Raw genomic sequence first — 755 nt, 5'->3', positions numbered from 1 at the left:
TATCAAAACAGTGGACTAGGTAGTGAAATCGTTGAGAATGTAATTTATCACGTATGTAAATATACAAAAATAGAGAGGGTCGGTCTTAATGTCTATGCCGAGAACATAAAGGCTTTTAAGTTTTGGTTTAAACAAGGATTTACTAAAATTCGAGCGTTCGAACAAGAAACGGAGTTTGATAAAGAATACAATTGCTTAGTGCTGTATCGTGAACTGTGTAACTAAAAAATGGTTCCAGCATCAATAGTTTAATGCTCGAATCTGACATATCAGTGATGGTTATGTTGTTTTTATTATGTTGAATTGAGGTTTGAGTGATTAATAGTATTAGGCTCGGCGTTGTTTTCTTTTTTATTGCTTTTTTTCCTAGTTTACTCATTGTCTTTACTCAATACCTAATTTTAGATTTGAATTGTGATTCAAAAGTGGGTTGCACAGGTAGTTTTATCATAATGACTGTAGCAATAGCTTATTTGTCTTTTCTCTCAGCATTTGCGATTGTTATATCTGATTATATTCATGTTTATAAAAGTGGCTGCAGTCTATCAGGGATGAGAAAAATCATCGTACTGACATTTGGTTTTCTGTTGGGTTTGTCTATCAATGTTGTTTTTTACATGTTGGATGAATTTACAGTAAAAACATTTGTTTTATTGTATTTCTTAGTGCCATTTATATTTGTTTTTTTGATTGGATTTTATGAAAAAATGTCTCATAAAAATACATTATGAGAGCGGTGTGGTTCAATAATCCTG

The 755-nt window shown here is 31.4% G+C and carries 2 protein-coding genes; both read left to right on the top strand.

Features of this window, described 5'->3' with window-relative positions:
• Nucleotides 1-225 (top strand): N-acetyltransferase (locus L4C36_RS23855; RefSeq protein WP_489685897.1); only part of this gene is annotated, 225 nt, incomplete at its 5' end.
• Between the two features lie 89 nt (nucleotides 226-314).
• On the top strand, nucleotides 315-731 hold the full coding sequence (locus L4C36_RS23850) for a hypothetical protein (RefSeq protein WP_428480218.1): 417 nt from the start codon (nucleotides 315-317) through the stop codon (nucleotides 729-731).
• Nucleotides 732-755 lie beyond the last annotated feature (24 nt).

Source organism: Photobacterium japonica (genome assembly GCF_050337005.1).
Taxonomy (GTDB): domain Bacteria; phylum Pseudomonadota; class Gammaproteobacteria; order Enterobacterales; family Vibrionaceae; genus Photobacterium; species Photobacterium japonica.
Note: the sequence above shows the minus strand (reverse complement) of the source record. Positions and strands in the feature narration are given on the sequence as shown.